The organism is Streptomyces sp. V3I8 (genome assembly GCF_030817535.1).
GTDB lineage: Bacteria > Actinomycetota > Actinomycetes > Streptomycetales > Streptomycetaceae > Streptomyces.
Map to the genome: position 1 here is coordinate 6,369,897 of NZ_JAUSZL010000002.1, position 20,034 is coordinate 6,389,930.

Annotated in this window: 17 protein-coding genes, 1 pseudogene and 1 riboswitch; of the genes and pseudogenes, 14 read left to right on the forward strand and 4 right to left on the reverse strand. The window is 72.8% G+C overall.

The window, feature by feature from the left end:
- Positions 1-66 precede the first annotated feature (66 nt).
- Both trpD and QFZ75_RS28075 read left to right on the forward strand, forming a co-directional pair.
- The gene (trpD, locus tag QFZ75_RS28070; protein ID WP_307541241.1) at positions 67-1,131 is read left to right on the forward strand and encodes an anthranilate phosphoribosyltransferase; all 1,065 of its coding nucleotides are present in this window, start codon (positions 67-69) and stop codon (positions 1,129-1,131) included.
- A 173-nt stretch (positions 1,132-1,304) separates the two neighbouring features.
- A riboswitch (SAM riboswitch) is annotated at positions 1,305-1,421 on the forward strand.
- Between the two features lie 182 nt (positions 1,422-1,603).
- Positions 1,604-3,001 (forward strand): aminotransferase class V-fold PLP-dependent enzyme, encoded by a 1,398-nt coding sequence (locus tag QFZ75_RS28075; RefSeq protein ID WP_307541243.1) that lies wholly within the window; start codon positions 1,604-1,606, stop codon positions 2,999-3,001.
- A 240-nt stretch (positions 3,002-3,241) separates the two neighbouring features.
- On the opposite strand, the gene QFZ75_RS28080 is transcribed toward QFZ75_RS28075, so the two are convergent.
- Entirely contained in the window at positions 3,242-3,523 is a 282-nt protein-coding gene (locus QFZ75_RS28080; protein ID WP_307541245.1) for an Lrp/AsnC family transcriptional regulator, read from the reverse strand.
- Positions 3,520-4,278 carry a rhomboid family intramembrane serine protease gene (locus QFZ75_RS28085; protein ID WP_307541247.1) on the reverse strand — a complete coding sequence of 253 codons (759 nt, stop codon included), beginning with the start codon at positions 4,276-4,278 and terminating at the stop codon, positions 3,520-3,522. Before QFZ75_RS28085 ends, QFZ75_RS28080 begins: the two co-directional genes overlap by 4 nt.
- Before the next feature lie 157 nt (positions 4,279-4,435).
- On the opposite strand from QFZ75_RS28085, the gene QFZ75_RS28090 reads away from it, so the two are divergent.
- The 5 genes from QFZ75_RS28090 (at position 4,436) to QFZ75_RS28110 (ending at position 9,989) form a co-directional block, all read left to right on the forward strand.
- Positions 4,436-4,675 carry a hypothetical protein gene (locus QFZ75_RS28090; RefSeq protein WP_149513228.1) on the forward strand — a complete coding sequence of 80 codons (240 nt, stop codon included), beginning with the start codon at positions 4,436-4,438 and terminating at the stop codon, positions 4,673-4,675.
- Positions 4,676-4,710: 35 nt separating this feature from the next.
- The gene (locus QFZ75_RS28095) at positions 4,711-6,060 is read left to right on the forward strand and encodes an NYN domain-containing protein (RefSeq protein WP_307541249.1); all 1,350 of its coding nucleotides are present in this window, start codon (positions 4,711-4,713) and stop codon (positions 6,058-6,060) included.
- A gap of 354 nt (positions 6,061-6,414) precedes the next feature.
- Positions 6,415-7,452 (forward strand): C40 family peptidase, encoded by a 1,038-nt coding sequence (locus tag QFZ75_RS28100; RefSeq protein ID WP_307541250.1) that lies wholly within the window; start codon positions 6,415-6,417, stop codon positions 7,450-7,452.
- Between the two features lie 234 nt (positions 7,453-7,686).
- Positions 7,687-8,697, forward strand: a complete 1,011-nt coding sequence (locus tag QFZ75_RS28105; RefSeq protein WP_307541252.1) for a C40 family peptidase — start codon at positions 7,687-7,689, stop codon at positions 8,695-8,697.
- Positions 8,698-8,729: 32 nt separating this feature from the next.
- Positions 8,730-9,989 (forward strand): hypothetical protein, encoded by a 1,260-nt coding sequence (locus QFZ75_RS28110; protein ID WP_307541254.1) that lies wholly within the window; start codon positions 8,730-8,732, stop codon positions 9,987-9,989.
- A 36-nt stretch (positions 9,990-10,025) separates the two neighbouring features.
- Here QFZ75_RS28110 and QFZ75_RS28115 read toward each other — a convergent pair whose 3' ends face one another.
- Positions 10,026-11,273, reverse strand: coding sequence for a glycosyltransferase 87 family protein (locus tag QFZ75_RS28115; RefSeq protein WP_307544837.1), 1,248 nt, complete (start codon positions 11,271-11,273; stop codon positions 10,026-10,028).
- 123 nt (positions 11,274-11,396) lie between these two features.
- Between QFZ75_RS28115 and QFZ75_RS28120 the strand changes: the two genes are divergently transcribed.
- Positions 11,397-12,539, forward strand: coding sequence for a glycosyltransferase family 4 protein (locus QFZ75_RS28120; protein ID WP_307541256.1), 1,143 nt, complete (start codon positions 11,397-11,399; stop codon positions 12,537-12,539).
- A gap of 145 nt (positions 12,540-12,684) precedes the next feature.
- Here the strand turns inward: QFZ75_RS28120 and QFZ75_RS28125 are convergent, their stop codons facing one another.
- Positions 12,685-14,481: a long-chain fatty acid--CoA ligase gene (locus QFZ75_RS28125; RefSeq protein WP_307541258.1), complete on the reverse strand. Its 1,797-nt coding sequence runs from the start codon at positions 14,479-14,481 to the stop codon at positions 12,685-12,687.
- Between the two features lie 296 nt (positions 14,482-14,777).
- Between QFZ75_RS28125 and QFZ75_RS28130 the strand changes: the two genes are divergently transcribed.
- From QFZ75_RS28130 to QFZ75_RS28155, 6 genes and pseudogenes are all read left to right on the forward strand, one after another.
- Positions 14,778-15,590, forward strand: a complete 813-nt coding sequence (locus QFZ75_RS28130; RefSeq protein WP_307541260.1) for a metallophosphoesterase — start codon at positions 14,778-14,780, stop codon at positions 15,588-15,590.
- A 146-nt stretch (positions 15,591-15,736) separates the two neighbouring features.
- Positions 15,737-16,171 (forward strand): annotated as a pseudogene (locus QFZ75_RS28135) (SRPBCC family protein); the annotation flags it as partial.
- 139 nt (positions 16,172-16,310) lie between these two features.
- The gene (locus QFZ75_RS28140; protein WP_307541262.1) at positions 16,311-17,492 is read left to right on the forward strand and encodes an ArsA family ATPase; all 1,182 of its coding nucleotides are present in this window, start codon (positions 16,311-16,313) and stop codon (positions 17,490-17,492) included.
- Positions 17,493-17,551: 59 nt separating this feature from the next.
- Positions 17,552-18,049 (forward strand): DUF5304 domain-containing protein, encoded by a 498-nt coding sequence (locus QFZ75_RS28145; RefSeq protein ID WP_307541264.1) that lies wholly within the window; start codon positions 17,552-17,554, stop codon positions 18,047-18,049.
- Positions 18,050-18,102: 53 nt separating this feature from the next.
- Positions 18,103-19,056 carry an ROK family glucokinase gene (locus tag QFZ75_RS28150; protein WP_307541267.1) on the forward strand — a complete coding sequence of 318 codons (954 nt, stop codon included), beginning with the start codon at positions 18,103-18,105 and terminating at the stop codon, positions 19,054-19,056.
- Between the two features lie 211 nt (positions 19,057-19,267).
- A complete protein-coding gene (locus tag QFZ75_RS28155; RefSeq protein WP_307541269.1) occupies positions 19,268-20,032 on the forward strand; it encodes an endonuclease/exonuclease/phosphatase family protein in 765 nt (254 codons plus the stop codon).
- Positions 20,033-20,034 lie beyond the last annotated feature (2 nt).

Consider the following 20,034-nt stretch of genomic DNA (forward strand, 5'->3'; position numbering starts at 1 on the left):
CTCTTTGCCGTCCCGGAGGCTGGATAGGGTGGACCCACGTCCACGCAACGAACCCAGGAGCGGCAGATGAGCGCTGTGACCCCCGCCGGAGGCGACTTCGCGGCGGGCCGTTCCTGGCCCGCCCTCCTGAACGGCCTGCTGGACGGGCGCGACCTGAGCGCCGACGACACGGCCTGGGCGATGGACCTGATCATGCGGGGCGAGGCGACCGACGCCCAGATCGCCGGGTTCGCGGTGGCCCTGCGGGCCAAGGGCGAGACCGTCGACGAGATCTCCGGCATGGTCCGCGCGATGTACGCGCACGCCAACGTGATCGAGGTGCCGGGGGAGACCGTCGACATCGTCGGCACGGGCGGGGACGGGGCGAAGACCGTCAACATCTCCACGATGTCGGCCGTCGTCATCGCCGGTACGGGCGCCAAGGTCGTCAAGCACGGCAACCGCGCCGCCTCCTCCGCGTCCGGCGCCTCGGACGTGCTGGAGAAGCTCGGCGTGAACCTGGAGCTGACACCGCGGCGGGTGGCCGAGGTGGCCGAGGAGGCCGGGATCACCTTCTGCTTCGCGGTGAAGTTCCACCCGGCGCTGCGCCATGTGGCGGCGGCGCGGGGACAGCTCGGCATCCGGACGACCTTCAACTTCCTCGGCCCGCTGACCAATCCGGCACGGGTGAAGGCGCAGGCGGTCGGGGTCGCGCACGCGCCCATGGCGCCGATCGTGGCCGGGGTCCTGGCCGAGCGCGGCAACTCCTCGCTGGTCTTCCGCGGCGACGACGGGCTCGACGAGCTGACCACCACGGCCACCTCCCGGGTGTGGGTCGTCCGGGACGGGAAGGTGCGCGAGGAGGCCTTCGACCCGCGGGACGTGGGGATCGAGCTGGTCCCGGTGGAGGCGCTGCGGGGGGCCGACGCCTCGTACAACGCGGAGGTCGCGCGGCGGCTGCTGGGCGGGGAGCAGGGGCCCGTGCGGGACGCCGTCCTGCTGAACTCCGCGGCGGCGCTGGTGGCCCTGTCGCCCGGTTCCGCTCCGCTCGCGGACCAGATCCGGGCGGGGATGGCTCGCGCCGCGGAGGCCATCGACTCGGGGGCCGCCTCGAAGGTGCTGGAGCGGTGGGTGGCCGCGTCCCACTCGTAGTACGTCGGCTGCCGGCCCGTCGTGGCTGGTCGCGCAGTTCCCTGCGTCCCTGGATATCCAGGGACGCAGGGAACTGCGCGGGTGCCCCCACCGGCCCGCACCCGGCCGTCGTCCTCGTCCCGTATCGCGGACAGCGGGTTGCGTCGCGGTGATCGTATGGCAAGATGCTGGCAGGTCATGAGTGACAGTCATGAGGCCCCGGCCGACTGTCCGGCAACCCTCCGTCCGTGGCGGGGTGCCCCGGGTGAGGACCAGGTCGTAGGCAGTGAGGTCTACGGCAAGCGCGGACCCCTCGCCGCTCGCTGGAGCGGGGACACCAGGGGTCCTGGTCGTTCGAGGGAGCCTTACATGAGCAAGCGAATGCGATAGGGCGCCGAGCCCCACCTCCGCGTATCCCCTTCCCCGTTCACCTTCCCTGTGCCGAGCCCCGTCCGCCGGCCCAGTGACTCCGCCTGCCCCACAGGAGCCCGCCATGTCTGTCTCCACCGCTGCCGCCGACCGGACCGCCCCCTGCGCCACCGGCACCTCCGCGCCCCTGCCCGTCCTCGGCCGCGACGTCACCGTCCCGCTCGTGACCGGCGGCGAGGTCACCTACGCCGCCCTCGACTACGCCGCCAGCGCCCCCGCCCTCCAGCGCGTGTGGGACGACGTGGCCGCGTACGCCCCGTACTACGGCAGCGTGCACCGCGGGGCCGGATACCTCTCCCAGCTCTCCACGGACCTCTTCGAGAACGCCCGCAGGACCGTGGGCGAGTTCCTCGACTGCCGCGGCGACGACGAGGTCGTCTTCACCCGGTCCACCACCGACTCGCTGAACCTCCTCGCCGCCGCCCTGCCCGCCGACTGCCGGGTCTTCGTCTTCGAGACCGAGCACCACGCCTCGCTGCTGCCGTGGCGCGACGCCCGCGTCACCTACCTCGACGCCCCGCGCACCCCGGGCGAGGCCGTCGCCACGCTGGAGCGGGCCCTCGCCGACCGCGACCCGCGGGGCCCGGCCCTCGTGTGCGTCACGGGCGCCTCGAACGTCACCGGCGAGCTGTGGCCCGTACGGGAACTGGCCGCCGCCGCCCACGCGCACGGCGCCCGGATCGTGCTCGACGCCGCCCAGCTCGCCCCGCACCACCCCGTCTCCGTACGGGACCTGGACGTGGACTGGGTCGCGTTCTCCGGGCACAAGCTGTACGCGCCGTTCGGCGCGGGCGTGCTCGCGGGACGCTTCGACTGGCTGCGCGAGGCCGACCCGTACCTCGCCGGCGGGGGCGCTTCGCGGAAGGTGTCGCGGCGTACGGACGGCGGTGTCGACGTGGAGTGGCACGAGAGCGCCACCCGCCACGAGGCCGGCTCGCCCAATGTCATCGGCGCCTACTCCATCGCCTCCGCGTGCAGGGCCCTCACCGAGGCCGGTTTCGACACGCTGGTCGCCCGCGAGCAGCACCTCGTGGACACCGTCCGCCGGGGCCTCGCCGAGGTGCCCGAGGTCCGCGTGCTCTCGCTCTTCGGTGACGACGCCCCGCGCGTCGGTGTGATCTCCTTCGTCGTCGAGGGCTGGAACAGCTCGCACTTCGCCGCCGCGCTCTCCGCCGAGTACGGCATCGGCGTCCGCGACGGCCTCTTCTGCGCCCACCCGCTCGTCCGTACGCTCCTGGGCAGCGACCCGCAGGCGCAGGGCGAGTGCGGTGCCCCCGAGGCCGCGCCCGGCGAGAAGTCGCTGAACGCCATCCGCGTCAGCTTCGGCGCCGGCACCCCCGACGAGCACGTGGACCGCTTCCTGCGGGCGGTGCGGGAACTCGTCGAGGACGGTGCCCGCTGGAACTACCGCACCGAGGACGGCCGCTGCGTCCCGGCCACGGCCACCGGTTCGCCCGCCTGAGCGGAGACCGCCTTCAGAAGGCGCGCATACCGGTTGGGCGGCCTTCGAGGGGGCCGGCTTTCCGGGAGCGCGGATACCGGTTGAGCTGTCTTCGCTGAGCCGGCTCTTCGGGGGGCATACAGGTTGGGCTGACTTCGGCCGGGCCGTTTTTCAGGGGCGCGGGGAACTGCGCGACCAGCCCCCACCGGGGCCGCCCCCGACACACGACCAGACAGCCCTGCCCCCCGCCCCCCGGGGGGCCTAGTTGTCGCCCCCGATGGCGAACGCGGCCTCCAGGTCGTGCTGCGAGTACGTGCGGAACGCCACGTGCGTGTCCGTGCCCTCGACCCCCGGGATCTTGCTGATCATGCCGGGGATGACGTCGGCCAGGTCGTCATGGGCCCGCACCCGGACCATGGCGATCAGGTCGTACGTGCCGGTCACGGAGAAGACCTCGCTGACGCTGTCCAGCGCCGCGATCGACTCGGCGATCTCGGGAATCCGGTCCACGCTGGTCTTGATGAGCACGATCGCGGTGATCACGGCTGGTTTTCTCCCTCGGTGGCCGTCGCTGGGGATTTCACTCTAGCCGGACGCCCGTACCGCACCCACGCGTAGAGGAACCCGGCGGAGAAGCCCAGCAGGTGCGCCAGATAGGCGACCCCGGGCCCCTGGGTCGCGCGCCCCGCGGCCAGCCACTGCAGGGACACCCAGAACGGCAGCACCACCCAGGCGGGGAACCGCAGCGGCAGGAAGAAGAGGAACGGGAAGAGACTGGTCACCCGGGCTTTGGGGAACAGGTACAGGAACGCGCCGAGGACCGCGGAGATCGCCCCCGAGGCGCCGACGAGGGTCTGCGCCGAGCCGGCGTGGGCGCCCGCGTAGCCCAGCAGGGCGAGGTAGCCGCAGCCCAGGTAGAAGAGAGCGAACCGGAAGCGGCCCATCCGCTCCTCGGTCATCGCTCCGAAGACGTAGAGGAAGAGCATGTTCCCCAGCAGATGCAGCCAGCTGCCGTGCACGAAGAGCGCGGTGGCCGGGGTGCCGAGGGCCCGCGGTCTCCCCTGGAACAGCTCGACGGGCACCACCCCCCACCGCTCGAAATAGGCCCGCTGCGCGGAGAGCAGCTCGTCGCCGGTGCCGTACGCGGGACCGAGCCCCGAGGCCGGACCGATCACGAAGACCAGACAGCACACGGCGATCAGCCCGTGGGTCACCGGAGCGGACTGACCCCGCAGGGCTCCGACCGTCCTGACCGTCCCGGCCGCCCTGCCGGTGGACCTGCCCCAGTTGCCGAACATGAGCAGAGCATGACGTAACGGGACCGAACCGCGCAGAGCGCCTCGCCGCTTTCGGTGGACGGGCGTCGAGTACCCGCCAGGCCGTAGGGTTACGAGCCATACGCTCCAGGGAAACTGGTGCGACACGCAGACTTACGGAAAGAGAGCGACTGCCACGATGACGGTTCCCCTCCCGACCGCCGAGACCCGGTGGCGCTGCACGCTCTGCGGCAACCTCACGCGCTTCGACGTGACGCGTTCGTCGAAGGTCGTCGAGTACGTGCACCTGGATCTGGCCGGGGAGCCCAGCGTCGAGGAGCGGGACGTGGTCAGTGAGACCATCGAGTCCGTGCGCTGCCGCTGGTGCAACGCGGTGGATCAGGTGGAACTGGTGGACAGGCCGGGCGCCCGCTCCTGACGGGAGCGGGCCCCGCACGGACGATGGGGTGAAGGATGGTGGAGACCGCAGGCGAGGAGCCGGAGGACGGCGACGCCGAGGTGCTCGACCGTCCGCTGCCCGACGGCGTGCGCCGCAGGGTCGTGCAGATCGTCTCGGACGGCTTCGGCGGCCTGACCGTGTCCGAACTGCCCACCCAGCTGCGGCAGTACGCCCGGTTCGCCCCCAACCGCCGTGCCAAGTTCGCCGGTACCGCGATGGCGGCGGCGATGGAGACCGACCCGCTCTTCAGGCAGCGCATCGCCGAGAAACTCAGGGACGCGCAGCCCGAACTGGCCGGCGCCCTCGACTCCGGTGCGCCGCCCCCGGCCGCGGATCCGCTGGACGTGGCGGCCGTGGCCTACGTGCTGCGGCCCCCGGGCTGGGTGAAACTGGTGACCGCCGCGGGCGAGGAGGCCCTGCGGGCGGACGCCGAGCGGGCCGACGAGGAGAGCCGCGCCGAGCTGGAACGGCTGCGCGAGGAGCTCGCCGAGGCCCGTGGCCAGACCCGTACCGAGACGGAACGGCTGCGCACCGAACTGGACGCGGCGAAGAAGGAAGCGGAATCGCTTCACCGCAAGCTGCGCGGGGCCCTCAGCGACGTCAAGCGCGGCGAGGCGGCCCTGCGCAAGCTGCGCGCCGAGATGGAGTCCGCGCGCGGTGAGGGGCAGGCCCAGCTGTCGGCCGCCGAGAGCGAGAGCCGGCGGCTGAAGCAGCGGCTCACCGAGGTCGAGGCATCCCTGGAGGCCACCCGCCGCGCGGCCCGCGAGGGGCGCAGCGTCGAGGACATGCGCGTACGGCTGCTCCTGGACACCGTGCTCGACGCGGCGCAGGGGCTGCGGCGCGAACTGGCCCTGCCGCCGGTGTCGGTGCGGCCCGCGGAGACCGTGGACGCGGTGGAGCCGGGGCGCATGACACCGAAGGACATCGCGGCCCGGGCGCTGTCCGACAGCGACCCCGCCGTCCTCGACCAGTTGCTGGCGCTGCCGCAGGCGCACCTGGTCGTCGACGGCTACAACGTCACCAAGACCGGCTATCCGCAGATGCCGCTGGAGAAGCAGCGGCTGCGCCTCCTCGGCCAGCTCTCGCAGCTCGCCGCGCAGACCGGCGCCGAAGTCACCTGTGTCTTCGACGGGGCCGAGCTGGCCGCGCCGGTACTGCTCGCGCCGCCGCGCGGGGTGCGGGTGCTGTTCTCCAAGCCGGGCGTCACCGCGGACGAGTTGATCCGCCAGCTGGTGCGCGCGGAACCGCCGGGGCGGCCCGTCATCGTCGTCTCCACCGACCGGGAGGTGGCCGACGGCGTGGCGGCCGCGGGTGCCCGTCCGGTGGCCTCCGCGGTGCTGCTCAAGCGCCTCTCGCGGGGTTGAGATCCGCCCTGGGCGGGCAGTTCCATGACGTCGGTGAACCCATGGCGCCGTTCTGCCCCGTACGTCACATAGATGACGTACGCACCAAGAGCAACACATGGTCGTCTTGCCCCAATTGGCGAAACCTTTACGCAACGTAGCGTCAATCGAACGTTACTGCACGTGAGTTGAGTGCAAAGAATGCGACCGGTGACCGAGATTTTTCCTGAGAGGATTTGAACTGATCACAGGGTCATCACTAGGGTCAGGCCTCGAACCTCCGCTCGGGTGATCACTCATCGGGAGTGACGGCGGAGGGGCACCGCACACCGGCGTCTTCGGTGGGCGGCTGAGGTAATGAAGGAGCTCGCCTCCGTGGCGTCCCACCGTCGACCGAAGCAGCCGAGCCGCACCCGCGTGACCGTGCTCACCACCGTTGCCACCGCGGCCGTCGCCCTCAGCGCGCAGGCGGCCAACGCCGCGCCCAGCGAGAAGCCCGGCAAGGACGAGGTCAAGGCGAAGGTCGACAAGCTCTACGAAGAGGTCGAGCGCGCCACCGACAAGGCCAACGGCGCCGAGGAGAAGCAGGAGAAGCTGGAGAAGGAGATCGGCACTCTCCAGGACCAGGTCGCCCGCGGCCAGGACGACCTCAACTCCATGCGCGACGGCCTCGGTCTGATGGCCAGCTCCCAGTACCGCACGGGCGCCATCGACCCCTCCGTGCAGCTCTTCCTCTCCGCCGACCCGGACGACTACCTCGACAAGGCGTCCACCATCGACCAGCTGAGCGCCCAGCAGGTCGACGCGCTCAAGAAGGTCCAGGACAAGCAGCGGGTCCTCGCCCAGCAGCGCGAGGAGGCGGCCGGCAAGCTCAAGGAGCTCTCCGACACCCGCAAGACGCTGGGCAAGAAGAAGAAGGAAGTCCAGAGCAAGCTCGCCGACGCGCAGAAGCTGCTCAACAGCCTGACGGCAGCCGAGAAGGCGGCCATCGCCACCGCGGACCAGCGCGCCAGCCGTGACGCGGGCGACCGCGCCGAACTCGACGTCGGCAAAGAGGTCGCGGGCTCCAACTACGGCGCCGCCGCCCTCGCCGCCGCGAGGACCCAGATGGGCAAGCCGTACGTCTCCGGCGGCAGCGGCCCCAACTCGTACGACTGCTCCGGTCTGACGCAGTGGGCGTACGGCCAGGCCGGTGTGTCGATCACCCGGACCACCTACACGCAGCAGAACGACGGTACGAAGATCGGCCGCGACGCGCTCAAGCCGGGCGACCTGGTCTTCTTCAACAGCCTCGCGCACGTCGGCCTGTACGCCGGCAACGGTGTGGTGCTGCACGCCCCGAAGCCGGGCGCCGTCGTCCGCCTCGAGTCGATGAGCACGATCGGCTCCTTCCAGTTCGGCGTCCGCGTCTGACGAACGCTCCTCCGCGGTTTCCCGGAGGACGGTCGCCGCGCCGCCCGAACGGGCGAATTCCCGTGGCCCCCGCTGACCCCACGCCCCGCTGATGACCTGCGTCTGAGGCGGGGCGTCACGCTGTGTGCACGCAATGGTCTTTGGTCACCGCGTAGTCGCACGGCTACTCTCTGGCGCGTTTCCCCCAACACCGGGGGAGCGACAGTCCGTCAGCGGAAGGGAGAGCGGCTTCCCGTGGGGTCCCATCGCCGCCCAGCACCGTCCGGCCTCGACCGGGGCGCCCGAGGCGCCACCCTCTGCGCACTGACCGCCGCGGCCGCGGCCCTCGGCGTCCTGCCGGCCGGCGCGGCGCCGCAGGACGACAGGCGTGCCGAGGTGGACCGCCTGTACGAGGAGGCCGAGCACGCCACCGAGTCGTACAACAAGGCCGACGAACGCGCCGACCTCCTGCACGACGAGGTCGGCAGGGCCCAGGACCGGATCGCCCGCCAGCAGGAGCGCATCAACACCATGCGGGACGGACTCGGTTCGCTCGCCGGGGCCCAGTACCGCTCCGGCGGCCTCGACCCGTCGCTGGCGCTGATGTTCTCCGACGACCCCGACGACTACCTCGACAAGGCGGCCGCGCTCGACCGCATCGGCGCCCGCCAGGCCGGCGAACTCAGGGAACTGCAGACCGCGATGCGCGATCTCGCCCAGGACCGCTCGGAGGCCACCCGCAAGCTCGCCGAACTGGACCGCAGCCGCAAGGCCGTCGCCCGTCACAAACGCACCGTCGAGCGGAAGCTGACCAGGGCGCGGCAGCTGCTGAACTCGATGCCCGACGCCGACCGCGCCGCCTACGACCGGGCCTCCCGCTCCGGCCGCACCCCCGACCTGACCGGCGCCGCCCCCTCCTCCGGCCGGGCCGCCGCCGCCGTCGCCGCGGCCCGCTCGGCGCTGGGCCGCCCCTACGTCTGGGGGGCCAACGGGCCCTCGGGGTTCGACTGTTCAGGCCTCATGCAGTGGTCGTACGCGCAGGCCGGGGTCGGTCTGCCGCGCACCTCGCAGGCCCAGGCGCACGCCGGGCGGCAGGTGCCGCTCTCGCAGGCGCGGCCCGGCGACCTCGTCACCTACCGGGACGACGCCAGTCATGTGGGGATGTACGCCGGCAACGGCCAGGTGATCCACGCGCCCTACCCGGGCGCCTCCGTGCGCTACGACCCGGTGGGCATGATGCCCGTCTCCGCCGTGACGCGCCCCTGACCTGGCGGGCCGGCCGCCGTACGATCAGGACCGTGGCTGGTCGTGGACGTGCGCCGGGATGGATCGTGGGGCTGCTGCTGGTCGTTTCGGCCGCTCTGGCCGGCTGCGGCGGCGCGGGGACCGACGGCGCGCCCGCCGGCGTCCAGCGGGTGCTGGACCGGCGGGCGGCGGCGGTGCGCGACGGCAGCGAGGAGGCCTTCGTGGCGACCTCGGCGCCGGACCGGGAGGCCGCCGGCGCGCGGGACGGGGCGCGCACCTGGTTCAGGAACCTGCGGGCGGTCCCGCTGGCCGGCTGGTCGTACCGCGTGACCGGCTTCCGCCGCTCCGGCGACCGCGCCACGGCCGACGCCGAGCTCCGCTACCGCATCGACGGCCACGACCGGGCGCCCGTCGTCACCGGCCGCACGCTGAGCCTCGTCCGCGCCGGCGGGCGCTGGTACGTGAGCGCCGACCGGCCCGCCGGGGGCTCCGCCCGGCAGCTGTGGGAGCTGGGGGCCGTGACGGCCGTACACGGCGAGCACAGCCTCGTCCTGGGGGTCGGGCAGTCCCGCGGCACCCTGCGCGGTTACGCGGGGCTGGCGGACCGCGCGGTGCCCGCCGTGCGGGAGGCGTGGGGGAAGGACTGGCCGGGCCGGGTCGTCGTCCTCGTACCACGGTCGCTGCAGGGCATGGCGCAGCTGCTGGGGGCGCCCGCGTCCGGGTACCGGGGGATCGCTGCGGTCACCACGGGCGAGGCGGGCGAAGGGAAACGGGAGTCCACCCGGCCGGAGGCCGGGGGAGGCTCGGGGAAGGCGCCCGCCGACCGGATCATCGTGAACCCGGACGCGTACGGGGTGCTGGGCTCCCTCGGCCGGCAGGTCGTGCTCACGCACGAGACGACCCATGTCGCCACCCGCGCCTCGACCTCGGCGGCGACCCCGCTGTGGCTGTCGGAGGGGTACGCGGACTGGGTCGGCTACCGGGGCACCGGCCGCTCGGCGGAGCAGGCCGCGCCGGAGCTGACGCGCGCGGTGACCGACGGGCGGGTGCCGGCCGCGCTGCCCGCCGACGGGGACTTCGGCTTCGGCGGGGACGCGGCGAAGCTGGCACGGGCGTACGAGAGCGGGTGGCTGGCCTGCCGGATGATCGCCGAGCGCTGGGGCGAGGTGCGGCTCGGGGAGTTCTACCGGGCCGTGGGGACGCACGGGAAGCGGGCGGGGGCGGTGGAGGCGGGGCTGCGGGACGTCCTGGACACGTCCCCGGAGGAGTTCACGCGGGTGTGGCGGGAGTACCTGCGAGGCCGGCTCGGGTGAACCGGTGCGACGCCGGCGGCTTCCGCGGCCGGAAAGTCAGGAGGTCAGGGATTCCTCGTCGGCGGGCGTCGCCCCGCTCGGCGCCCGGTCCGGATCCGGGTCCGGGTCCGCGTACGACACGGTGTCGCGCCACAGCAGGACGCCCGCAGTGACGGTCGCGGCGACCAGCAGGCCGTTGCGGACCACGAGCAGCGTGATGCCGAGGCCGGTGCTCGCGACGACGTCCGCGAAGTAGAGCGGGAACTCCAGGACGGTGAAGAAGCTCGCCGCCAGCACCATCCCCGCCGGCAGGCCCATCCGGCTGCCGCGGAAGACCAGGCAGACGGCGGCCAGACCGACCAGCCACACCAGGTACTGGGGGCTGATGACCCGGCTCGTCGTGGTGAACAGGAGCACGGCCATGAACGCGGCGTCCGCGGGTGTGTGCACCAGGAACCGGGTCGCACACAGCCGCCACAGCAGCAGCCAGCCGAACGCCAGCCCGGTCAGCATCAGCGCCACCGTGCTCACCACGTCGACGTACGGGCCGAGGAACTCCACCGAGCCGTAGTTGAGCAGCACCTCGCCCTGCCAGCCGTGGTGCCGGGCGATGTGGAAGACCAGCGAGCCGAGGGACTCGACCTCGGTGCCGCGGTCGCGCTGGAAGGTCAGGAACGCGAACGCGCCCGGCATCAGCGCGGCGAACGCCAGCGCGACGCCCGCGGCCGTCGCGGCCGCCGCGCCCCAGGCCCGGCGCCCGGTCGTGCCCACGAGCAGCAGCAGCGGCCACACCTTCAGCAGCGCGCCGAACGCGGCGAGCACGCCCATCACCTTCGGGTGCCGGACGCCCGCGAGGACCGCCGCCACGGCGACGGCGGTCACCATCACGTCGTAGCGCGCGTAGACCGTCGGCCCCAGCAGGGGCACGCCCACGACCCACACCCAGGCACCGCGCGGCGACCTGTCGGGGCGCCGGCCCGCGTACCGGAGCAGCGAGAGGACGACCAGGTCGGCGACGAGGGCGAGGACGAAGAACGCCTGTGGGTAGGCGAGGAACGGCAGCAGCGCCGGGGAGAGGATCGCGAGCGCGGCGGCCGGCGGGTACTGCCAGGTCACGTCGTTCAGCGGGAAGGTGCCGGTGCGCAGGACCTCGTACCAGTTCCGGTAGGTCACCGCGACGTCGCTCGTGACGTCCGGGCCGGGGAAGACGAACACCTTGAGGACGAAGAGCAGGAGCGCCAGCCTTGTCAGTGCCCAGACGGCCGGCAGTACGTACGGGAACCTCGGCCCCCCGGCTCCCGCCATACCCACCTGCTCCTCTTCCGTACGGATCCGCTGTGCGGCCATGATGCTCCGCGCGGCTGTGCGAGAGCGGTGAGACGCGGCCGGACGGAACTGCCGGGTGCGGGTTCGGTACTGTCGACGGCGATGCACAAGACCTTGATCGTGACCAACGACTTCCCGCCGAGACCGGGCGGCATCCAGGCGTTCCTGCACAACATGGCGTTGCGTCTGGACCCCGAGCGGCTCATCGTCTACGCCTCCACGTGGAAGCGGGGCCGGGAAGGTGCCGAGGCCACAGCGGCCTTCGACGCCGAACAGCCCTTCGTCATCGTACGCGATCGAACAACCATGCTGCTGCCCACTCCTGGGGTCTCCCGGCGGGCCGTCGGGCTGTTGCGGGAGCACGGGTGCACCTCGGTGTGGTTCGGTGCGGCGGCGCCGCTCGGGCTGCTCGCGCCCGCGCTGCGCAGGGCGGGCGCCGAGCGGCTCGTGGCGACCACGCACGGGCACGAGGCGGGATGGGCGCAGCTGCCCGCCGCGCGCCGGCTGCTGCGCCGGATCGGCGAGTCGACGGACACGATCACGTACCTCGGCGAGTACACGCGCTCGCGGATCGCCGGCGCGCTGACCCCCGGGGCGGCCGGGCGGATGGTGCAACTGCCCCCAGGCGTCGACGAGAAGACTTTCCACCCCGGTTCGGGCGGGGACGCGGTCCGGGCCCGCCTCGGTCTCACCGACCGGCCGGTGGTGGTGTGCGTCTCGCGTCTCGTGCCGCGCAAGGGGCAGGACACGCTCATCCTCGCGATGCCGCGGATTCTGGCGGGCGAGCCGGAGGCCGTGCTGTTGATCGTGGGGGGCGGACCGTACGAGAAGGAGCTGCGGCGGCTCGCGCACGAGACCGGGGTGGCCGATTCGGTCCGCTTCACCGGGGCGGTGCCGTGGTCCGAACTCCCGGCCCACTACGGCGCGGGCGACGTCTTCGCCATGCCGTGCCGTACGCGGCGTGGGGGGCTGGACGTGGAAGGGCTCGGGATCGTCTATCTGGAGGCGTCCGCGACCGGTCTTCCCGTCGTCGCGGGCGACTCGGGGGGTGCGCCGGACGCCGTCCTCGACGGGGAGACGGGGTGGGTGGTCCGGGGCGGCTCGGCCGAGGACACGGCCGACCGGGTGGTCACCCTCCTCGGCGACGCGGAGCTGCGCCGCAGGATGGGGGAGCGGGGGCGGGCGTGGGTGGAGGAGAAGTGGCGCTGGGACCTCCTGGCGGAGCGGCTCCGGGAGCTGCTCTGACGCCCACGGGGTGGGGCCCGCCGCGGTTCCGTCGGCCGCCGGGGGCTCGTCGCGCAGTTCCCCGCGCCCCTCGAAAGCCTGCGGCTTTTCAGGGCGCGAGCGACCACGACGGCGGGAGAGCCGAAGGCCGTGCGCAAGGGCGGGCCTAGCCCTGGTAGATCGCCTCGATCTCGGCGGCGTAGTCCTTCGCCACCACGTTCCGCTTCAGCTTCAGTGACGGCGTCAGGTGGCCGGAGTCCTCCGTGAACTGGTGCGACAGCACACGGAACCTGCGGACCGACTCCGCCTTCGAGACCGCCGCGTTGCCGTCGTCCACCGCGCTCTGGACCGCCGCGAGCAGCTCCGGGTCCTGCCCCAGCGACGCCGCGGTCGAGCCGGCGGGCTTGCCGTGCTCGCCGGCCCAGCGGCCCAGGAACTCCTCGTCGAGGGTCACCAGCGCCCCCACGAACGGCCGCCCGTCGCCGACCACCATGCACTCCGCGATCAGTGCGTGCGCACGGATGCGGTCCTCGATCACCGCGGGCGCCACGTTCTTGCCGCCCGCCGTGACGATGATCTCCTTCTTGCGGCCGGTGATCCGCAGGTACCCGTCCTCGTCGAGCGTGCCGATGTCCCCGGTGTGGAACCAGCCGTCGGCCAGCGCCTCCTCGGTCGCGGCCTCGTTGTTCCAGTACCCCTTGAAGAGGTGCTCGCCGTGCAGCAGCACCTCGCCGTCGTCGGCGATGCGGACCACCGAGCCCGGCAGCGGCTGTCCGACCGTGCCGATCTTCTGCCGGTCCCACGGGTTGAAGGCGGTGGCCGCGCAGGACTCGGTCAGCCCGTAGCCCTCCAGGACCGTGAAGCCGATCCCGCGGAAGAAGTGGCCGAGCCGCTCACCCAGCGGGGCGCCGCCCGAGATCGCGTACTCGCCCTTGCCGCCGAGCACCGCCCGCAGCTTGCTGTAGACGAGTGCGTCGAACGCCTTGTGCTTGATCCGCAGACCCAGCGAAGGGCCCGCCGTCGTGTCCAGCGCGCGGCTGTACGCGATCGCCGTGTCCGCCGCCTTGTCGAAGATCCGGCCCTTGCCGTCCGCCTGCGCCTTGGCCCGCGCCGAGTTGTAGACCTTCTCGAAGACGCGCGGCACACCGAGGATCAGCGTCGGCCGGAAGGAGGCCAGCTCCTCGGTGAGGTTCTTGATGTCCGGGACCATGCCCAGCTTGATCGGCGCCATCATCGGCGCGACCTGCACGAGCCGCCCGAAGACGTGCGCGAGCGGGAGGAAGAGCAGCACCGAGCACTCGCCGGTGCGGAACAGCGGCCGCAGCCGCTCCACGATGTTGCCGCACTCCGCGAAGAAGCTGCGGTGGGTCAGCACACAGCCCTTGGGGCGGCCGGTCGTACCGCTCGTGTAGACGATGGTCGCCGGGTCGTCGGCCTTGGCGAGCGAGCTGCGCTCCTCGACCGCCGCGTCCGTGACGTCCTTGCCGGCCCGGTTGAGCTCGTCGACGCCGCCGCCCTCGATCTGCCAGACGTGCTTGAGCTGCGGCAGCCCGTCACGCACCGACTCCACGGCGGCCGCGTGCGCGTCCAGCTCCACGACGACCGCGGTCGCCCCCGAGTCGCCGAGGATCCACTGCACCTGCTCGGGCGAGCTGGTCTCGTACACCGGTACGGTGACCGCGCCCGCGCTCCAGATCGCGAAGTCCAGCAGCGTCCACTCGTACCGCGTACGGGACATCAGGGCGACGCGGTCGCCGGGCTGTACGCCCGAGGCGATCAGGCCCTTGGCGGCGGCCTGCACCTCGGCGAGGAACGCGGTGGCCGTGACATCCGTCCAGGCGCCGCCGACCTTGCGGGCGATGACCGCGACGTCGGGGTGCTGCGCGGCGTTTCTGCGGACGATGTCGGTCAGATTGCCGTCCGCAGGGACCTCGTACAAAGCCGGAAGGCTGAACTCGCGCAAGACTGCTGCTCCTCATAGGGCGCCGACGCCACGACTTCGTGTGATGCGACGGAGTGGTCCAAGGCTCGGGCAGGTGCTCCGGGAGCCGGTTGCCGAAACCCTGAGCACGACTGGACTGCCCGGACGTTACCCGCCGGTAGTGCCTCTACGACAGGGGGGCCGGGTGAGATGTTCCCCGCGTCACATGTGTGGGCGTTCCTTCGCGCAGGGTAGTCCAAGCGGTTGCCGGTCGGGTAGTAACCGCAGGTCCGCCCGCGTCTACACACGTTTGCTCCACAGGCTTACCCTTGATCGCCATGGCGGGTACACAAGGTGGCGACGCAAGTGACGCGCGGGACACCCCGCGCACTCGGATCCATGTCGTGAGCGACGTGCACGGCAACGTCCGCGACCTGGTCAGGGCGGGTGACGGCGCGGACGCCCTGATCTGTCTGGGCGACCTCGTGCTCTTCATCGACTACGCCGACCACTCCCGCGGCATCTTCCCGGACCTCTTCGGCACCGAGAACACGGACCGCATCGTCGAGCTGCGCACCGCCCGTCACTACGAGGAGGCGCGGGCCTTCGGCGCCCGGCTCTGGGCGGGCGTCGACCGGGTCCCCGCCATCGAGAAGGCGGTACGCAAGCAGTACGCCGAACTCTTCGCCGCGTTCCCCACCCCGACGTACGCCACCTACGGAAACGTCGACATGCCGTCCCTCTGGTCGGAGTACGCCGGACCGGGCACCACCGTCCTCGACGGCGAGCGGGTGGAGATCGGCGGCCGTGTCTTCGGCTTCGTCGGCGGCGGACTGCGTACCCCCATGCGGACGCCGTACGAGATCAGCGACGAGGAGTACGCGGCGAAGATCGAGGCCGTCGGCGAGGTGGACGTGCTCTGCACGCACATCCCGCCCGAGGTGCCCGAGCTCGTCTACGACACGGTGGCGCGGCGCTTCGAGCGGGGCAGCCGGGCCCTGCTGGAGGCGATCCGGCGCACCCGGCCCCGCTACGCGCTCTTCGGGCACGTCCACCAGCCGCTCGCCCGGCGGATGCGGATCGGTGCCACGGAGTGCGTGAACGTGGGTCACTTCGCCGGTACGGGGAAGCCGTGGGTGCTGCGGTGGTGAGGAGCGCCGGGGCCGCCGGCGGTCGCGGGGCCGGGGGCGGGGGCCCCTCCACAGCGCGGTAGCCTTCACGCTGCGCACACAGGCAGAAAGCGTTCGCACCCCGCACGACCCCCCCTGTCCGGACCGCATCTGGAGGAGCCACGGCGATGGCGGAACACACCAGCTCGAGCATCACGATCGAGGCGGCACCGGCCGATGTCATGGCGGTCATCGCCGACTTCGCCCGCTACCCCGACTGGACGGGCGAGGTGAAGGAGGCGGAGGTGCTCGCGACGGACGAGAAGGACCGCGCCGAGCAGGTGCGCCTCGTCATGGACGCCGGCGCCATCAAGGACGACCAGACCCTGGGCTACACCTGGACCGGCGACCACGAGGTCTCCTGGACCCTGGTCAAGTCGCAGATGCTCCGCTCGCTGGACGGCTCGTACACCCTGCGGCCCGCGGGCCTGAACGCCACCGAGGTCACCTACCGCCTCACCGTCGACGTCAAGATCCCGATGCTCGGCATGATCAAGCGCAAGGCGGAGAAGGTCATCATCGACCGCGCGCTGGCGGGGCTGAAGAAGCGCGTGGAGTCGGGCGACGCGGGCAGGGAGGCGGAGGCCGAGTCGCAGGACTCCGGCCAGAAGGCGCAGCCGGTCGACACCGACAAGAAGGCCGGACCGGACGACAAGTAGCGGCCCGCCGTCACCGCCGCCCCACCCCGTACCGTTCAGCAGCATGCGCACCATCCTGATCACCGGGTCCGGCGGCTCCGGCCGCACCACCGTCGCCGCGGCCACCGCTCTGGCGGCCGCCCGCCGGGGCACCCGCACCCTGGTGCTCTCCGCGGACCGCACCGACACCCTCGGCGCCGTCCTCGGCGCCCCCACCGGCGGCACACCGGCCGAGACCGCCCCCGGCCTCACCGCCTGGCGGCCGGATCCGGCCGAGGGCTTCCGGGCGGACCTCCTCGCGCTCCAGGAGCAGGCCTCCGGCGCCCTCGGCCTGCTGGGCTCGGCCCGCCTGGACGCCGAGGAGCTCACCCCGCTCCCGGGCGCCGAGGAACTCACCCTGCTGCGTGCCCTGCGCGACGCGGCCGCCTCGGACACCTTCGACCTGCTCGTCGTCGACCTGCCGCCCGTCCCCCAGGCCCTCGCCCTGCTGGCCCTGCCCGAACAACTGCGCCGCTACCTGCGCCGTCTGCTGCCCGCCGAGCGCCAGGCGGCCCGCGCCCTGCGCCCCGTCCTCGGTCGCCTGGCCGGTGTGCCGATGCCGACGGAGCGGCTGTACGAGACGGCGGCCCGCTGGGACGTCGAACTGGCCGCGGCCCAGCTGGCCGTCGAGGACCCGGCGACGACCGTGCGCCTGGTCGCCGAACCCGGCCCGGCCGGCGCCGACGCCGTCCGGACCGCCACCACCGGACTCGCCCTGCGCGGCCTGCGCACCGACGCCCTGATCGTCAGCCGCGTGCTGCCCGGCACGTCCCCCGACACCTGGCTGGCCGCCCTCGCCGCCCAGCAGCGCAAGGCCGTCGACGAGTGGCGCGCGGAGCGGAGACGGACGGACGACGTGCACGAGGTGCCGCACCTCGGCCGCGACCCGCGCGGCCCCGAGGACCTGGCCCTGCTCCCAGTGCCCGCGGCGGGCGACACTCCCGGCCCGCCGCGGTGGCCCGTCGTCGACCGGCTCGCCGACGACGGCGTGCTCGTCTGGCACATCCCGCTCCCCGGCGCGATACGCGAGGAACTCGACCTCGTCCGGCGCGGGGACGAACTCCTGCTCACCGTCGGGCAGTTCCGCCGGGTCGTCGCGCTGCCCTCCGCCCTGCGCCGCTGCGCGGTGGCCGGCGCCTCCCTGCGCGAGGGCGAACTGAGGGTCCGGTTCACCCCCGACCCCGAGCTGTGGCCGCGGACACGGTGAACGGCATACCCCCGTTCGGGTAACGTCGAGAGACACAGAGCCGATGCTTGGAGTCCGCCATGAGCGATGAGCGCCCCACGTCCGAAGCCGGGGAGGACGCGCTCGGCAAGGTGCACGACGAGGAGCACGACGAGGTCCGGGCCACCGACGACGACGCCTGGGCGAAGGCGTGCGCCGAGGACCTCGCCGCGGAGCAGGCCCGCCGCCGCGGCCAGTACGGCCGCCCGCCCGGCTCGGCCGCCGAGGAACTGCGCAAACTCGTCGACGCCGTCGCCGACAAACTGTCCGGACTGCAGTCACCGCTGCTCGGGGCGGTCGCCGGCGGCGCCGCCCAGCAGGTGGTCAACCAGGTCGTGCAGCAGGCCAGGGCCGCCGTCGAGCCCGTCATCGAACGCAACCCCGACGTGTTCGACCACCTCGCGAGCGCCGGCTCCGAGCTGCTCGCCGCGTACCGCTCCGCCGTCGAGGCGCAGGAACGGCGCTGGACCGCCCGGGACACCGCCGCGCGGCCCCGGGACGAGGGCACCGGTGGTGCGGAACACATCGACCTGGACTGAAGCCGCTCGGGTACGGTTGGCCATAGCGGGGCTCGACCGAAACTGAGGGATTCATGGGACTCACCATCGGCGTCGACATCGGCGGCACGAAGATCGCGGCCGGGGTGGTCGACGAGGAAGGCAACATCCTCTCGACCTTCAAAGTGCCGACGCCCACGACGCCGCAGGCGATCGTGGACGCGATCGCCGCCGCCGTCGAGGGTGCACGGGCCGGGCACGAGATCGTCGGCGTGGGCATCGGTGCCGCCGGATACGTCAACCGTCAGCGCTCGACGGTCTATTTCGCGCCGAACATCGACTGGCGGCAGGAACCCCTGAAGGAAGAGGTGGAGGCCCGGGTCGGCCTCCCGGTCGTGGTCGAGAACGACGCGAACGCGGCGGCCTGGGGCGAGTACAAGTTCGGCGCGGGCAAGGGCCACCGCAACGTCATCTGCATCACGCTCGGCACGGGCCTGGGCGGCGGCATCATCATCGGCAACAAACTGCGGCGCGGGCACTTCGGTGTCGCCGCCGAGTTCGGGCACATCCGGATGGTCCCGGACGGGCTGCTGTGCGGGTGCGGTTCGCAGGGCTGCTGGGAGCAGTACGCGTCCGGTCGCGCGCTCGTCAGGTACGCGACGCAGCGCGCCAACGCGACCCCCGAGCGGGCGGAGATCCTGCTCTCGCTGGGCGACGGAACCCCCGACGGCATCGAGGGCAAGCACATCTCGATGGCCGCGCGGCAGGGGGACCCGGTGGCCGTGGACTCCTACCGCGAGCTGGCCCGCTGGGCGGGGGCCGGTCTCGCCGACCTGGCCTCTCTCTTCGACCCCTCCGCGTTCATCGTGGGCGGAGGGCTGTCGGACGAGGGCGAGCTGGTGCTCGACCCGATCCGCAAGTCGTACAAGCGGTGGCTGGTGGGCGGGAACTGGCGGCCCGTCGCGGACGTGATCGCCGCGCAGCTCGGGAACGACGCGGGGCTGGTGGGCGCGGCGGACCTGGCCCGTGAGCCGGACCCGGTCATGTAGTGACCGGGTCCCCCACGACCGCCCGCCGTGCCCTCCGGGCCGGCGGGCGCTGTGGTGTGCGGGGGCCGATCGCACGGTTCCCCGCGCCCCTCAAGGGTGAAAAACCGGGGCGCAGCCCCGTTTTCCAGGGGCGGGGAACCGCGCGACAAGCCCCCGCCGGGCCGCGGACGAAAAACGCGGCCCCCGCCCCGCACCCACTATCTTGATCCGCATGTCGATCAGTCCGGCAGACAGCCCGCTGCCCGCTTCCCGCAGTGAAGAGGACGGCTCCGCCGTCATCCGCGTGCTCAGCTACAACATCCGCTCCCTGCGGGACGACACCACCGCACTCGCCCGGGTGATCACCGCCTGCGCCCCGGACCTCGTCCTGCTCCAGGAGGCCCCCCGCTTCTTCCGCTGGCGCAAGAAGCTGTCCCGCCTGGCCGCGGCCTCCGGCCAGGTCGTCCTCTCCGGCGGCGCCACCGCCTCCGGGCCCGCCCTGCTCTGCTCCCTGCGCGCCACCGTGGAACGCACCGAGGACGTCCTGCTCCCGCTCACCCCCGGCCTGCACCGGCGCGGCTTCGCGACCGCGGTCGTACGCTTCGGGGCGGCCCGCGTCGGCGTACTGAGCTGTCATCTCTCCCTGCAGAAGGACGAGCGCAGGAAGCAGGGCGACCTGCTCCTCGACCGGCTCGCCGCACTGGGCGCCCCGCACGCCGTCGCCGGCGGCGACCTCAACGAGCGCCCGGACGGCCGCACCTTCACCCGCCTCGCGGCGGAACTGCAGGACGGCTGGGCGGTGGCCCCCTGGGGCGGTGAGTACACCTCGACGCCCGGCGACCCCCACCAGCGCATCGACGCCCTCTTCGCCACACCGGGCGTGCAGGTCCTGGGCTGCGGCGTACCCCTGGGCCACCCCGGGGTGAGCGAGGCGGACCTGAGGGCGGCCACGGACCACCTGCCGGTCCTGGCCGCCCTCAGGGTCCCGGCCGCCTGAGA